This window comes from Streptomyces scabichelini, from assembly GCF_011045015.1.
Classification (GTDB): Bacteria; Actinomycetota; Actinomycetes; order Streptomycetales; family Streptomycetaceae; genus Streptomyces; species Streptomyces scabichelini.
The window spans coordinates 1-2,633 of sequence record NZ_JAAKZY010000430.1 but is presented as its reverse complement, the minus strand read 5'-3'; the positions used below and the strand labels follow the sequence as shown (position 1 = coordinate 2,633).

At 70.4% G+C, this 2,633-nt stretch carries 2 protein-coding genes, 1 rRNA gene and 1 pseudogene; 3 read left to right on the top strand and 1 reads right to left on the bottom strand.

Annotated elements, in window-relative coordinates:
- The 3 genes and pseudogenes from G5C60_RS51395 to G5C60_RS50325 form a co-directional block, all read left to right on the top strand.
- A pseudogene (locus G5C60_RS51395) lies at window positions 1-186 on the top strand (hypothetical protein); the annotation flags it as partial.
- On the top strand, window positions 186-1,175 hold the full coding sequence (locus G5C60_RS50330; protein WP_206441008.1) for an AAA family ATPase: 990 nt from the start codon (window positions 186-188) through the stop codon (window positions 1,173-1,175). The pseudogene G5C60_RS51395 and the gene G5C60_RS50330, both read left to right, overlap by 1 nt.
- Window positions 1,175-2,485, top strand: a complete 1,311-nt coding sequence (locus G5C60_RS50325; RefSeq protein ID WP_165270971.1) for a DUF58 domain-containing protein — start codon at window positions 1,175-1,177, stop codon at window positions 2,483-2,485. Before G5C60_RS50330 ends, G5C60_RS50325 begins: the two co-directional genes overlap by 1 nt.
- A 47-nt stretch (window positions 2,486-2,532) precedes the next feature.
- On the opposite strand, the gene rrf is transcribed toward G5C60_RS50325, so the two are convergent.
- Window positions 2,533-2,633, bottom strand: a 5S ribosomal RNA gene (gene rrf / locus G5C60_RS50320); the annotation flags it as partial.

The window sequence follows — 2,633 nt, the reverse complement described above, 5'->3', positions numbered from 1 at the left end:
TCACCGTCCCTCACGCTCGGCGTCTCCCCACGCGGCTCGACGGCGCTCCTCGCCACCGCCCAGCTCCACGGCGACGGACAGTCCCTGCACTCACTCCTCTTCGGCCCGCCGCCCCGCGACGACGCGGCCCTCATCGCTCTCGCCGACCAACTCGACGCCCTCGAAAGAGAGGTACGCCGTCCATGATGGACCCGACCACTGACAACGCCGGGTACACCGGGGATCCGGGCGCCGCCCGGGCCTCCCTGGAAGCCCTGCGCGCCGAGATCGCCAAAGCCGTGGTCGGCCAGGATCCCGCCGTGACCGGCCTCGTCGTCGCCCTCCTCTGCCGCGGACACGTCCTACTCGAAGGAGTCCCTGGGGTAGCCAAAACGTTGCTCGTCCGCGCGCTCGCATCCGCACTCGAACTCGACACGAAGCGCGTCCAGTTCACACCGGACCTGATGCCCAGCGACGTCACGGGCTCCCTCGTCTACGACACCCGCAGCGCCGAGTTCTCCTTCCAGCCCGGCCCGGTCTTCACGAACCTCCTGCTCGCCGACGAAATCAACCGCACCCCGCCCAAGACCCAGTCCTCGCTCCTCGAAGCGATGGAGGAACGCCAGGTCACGGTCGACGGCACCGCACGCCCCCTCCCCGAACCGTTCCTGGTCGCCGCGACCCAGAACCCGGTCGAGTACGAGGGCACGTACCCCCTCCCCGAAGCCCAGCTGGACCGTTTCCTCCTCAAGCTGACGATCCCGCTGCCTTCCCGCCAGGACGAGATCGACGTCCTCACCCGCCACACCGAGGGCTTCAATCCGCGCGACCTGCGCGCCGCCGGCGTACGCCCCGTAGCCGGCCCGGCCGCCCTGGAAGCCGCCCGCGCGGCAGTCGGCAAGACCGCGGTCTCCCCCGAAATCACCGGCTACGTAGTGGACATCTGCCGCGCCACCCGCGAATCACCGTCCCTCACGCTCGGCGTCTCCCCACGCGGCTCGACGGCGCTCCTCGCCACCGCCCGCGCCTGGGCATGGCTGACCGGCCGCGACTATGTGATCCCCGACGATGTAAAGGCCCTCGCCCTGCCCACTCTCCGCCACCGGGTCCAACTCCGCCCCGAAGCAGAGATGGAGGGCGTGACCGCCGACTCGGTGATCAACGCGATCCTCGCCCACGTCCCCGTACCCCGCTGATGGCACTCACCGGACGCGCCGCCCTCCTGGCGGCCCTCGGCACCCTCCCCGTCGGCATCTGGGAACCCAGCTGGACGGGCATGCTCGCCGTGAACACCCCCCTGGCCCTCGCCTGTGTCTGCGACTTCGCCCTGGCCGCACCCGTACGCCGCCTCGGCCTGACCCGCTCCGGAGACACCTCCGTACGCCTCGGCGAAGCCGCCGACGTCACCCTCACCGTCACCAACCCGACCAGCCGCCCCCTGCGCGCCCGCATCCGCGACGCCTGGCCCCCCAGCAGCTGGCAGCCCGGCACGGAAGTCGCCGCATCCCGTCACCGACTGACGGTCCCCCCAGGCGAACGCCGACGCACGACAACCCGCCTGCTCCCCACCCGCCGCGGTGACCGCCAGGCAGACCGTGTCACCATCCGCTCGTACGGCCCTCTCGGCCTCTTCGCCCGCCAGGGCAGCCACAAAGTCCCCTGGACCGTACGCGTCCTGCCCCCGTTCACCAGCCGCAAGCATCTCCCCTCAAAGCTGGCCCGCCTGCGCGAACTCGACGGCCGGACCAGCGTCCTGACCCGCGGCGAAGGTACGGAATTCGACAGCCTCCGCGAGTACGTTCCCGGGGACGACACCCGCTCCATCGACTGGCGCGCCACCGCCCGCCAGTCCGCAGTCGCCGTACGCACCTGGCGCCCCGAACGCGACCGCCACATCCTTCTGGTCCTCGACACGGGCCGTACGTCGGCGGGCCGCGTAGGCGACGTCCCACGCCTCGACGCCTCCATGGACGCGGCCCTGCTCCTGGCCGCCCTCGCCTCCCGAGCCGGCGACCGCGTGGACCTCCTCGCGTACGACCGCGGGGTACGCGCACTGGTGCAGGGCCGAGCCGCAGGCGACGTCCTGCCGTCCCTGGTGAACGCCATGGCGCGTATCGAACCGGAACTCATCGAGACGGACGCACGAGGCCTCACCGCCACCGCCCTGCGCACAGCCCCGCGCCGCTCACTGATCGTGCTCCTCACCAGCCTCGACGCGGCCCCCATCGAGGAAGGCCTGCTTCCCGTACTCTCCCGCCTCACCCAGCGCCACACACTCCTGGTCGCTTCAGTGGCCGACCCGTACATAGAACGCATGGCCAAGGCGCGAGGAAACACCGACGCCGTATACGAGGCCGCTGCCGCAGCCCAGGCTCAAGCAGAACGCCATCGCACCGCCGAGCAGCTCCTCCACCATGGCGTCACCGTCGTCGACGCGACACCGGACGATCTGCCTCCTGCTTTGGCAGACGCCTATCTGGCCCTCAAGGCAGCGGGGCGCCTTTAACGCAGAAAGCCCCCGTGCCAATGGCACGGGGGCTTTCTCTACAATTAGTTCGGCGGTGTCCTACTCTCCCACAGGGTCCCCCCTGCAGTACCATCGGCGCTGTAAGGCTTAGCTTCCGGGTTCGGAATGTAACCGGGCGTTTCCCTCA

What these genes read in the sequence shown, in the direction of transcription:
- G5C60_RS50330 (WP_206441008.1), top strand. Translation starts at nt 186, where the DNA reads ATGGACCCGACCACTGACAACGCCGGGTACACCGGGGATCCGGGCGCC.
- G5C60_RS50325 (WP_165270971.1), top strand. Translation starts at nt 1,175, where the DNA reads ATGGCACTCACCGGACGCGCCGCCCTCCTGGCGGCCCTCGGCACCCTC.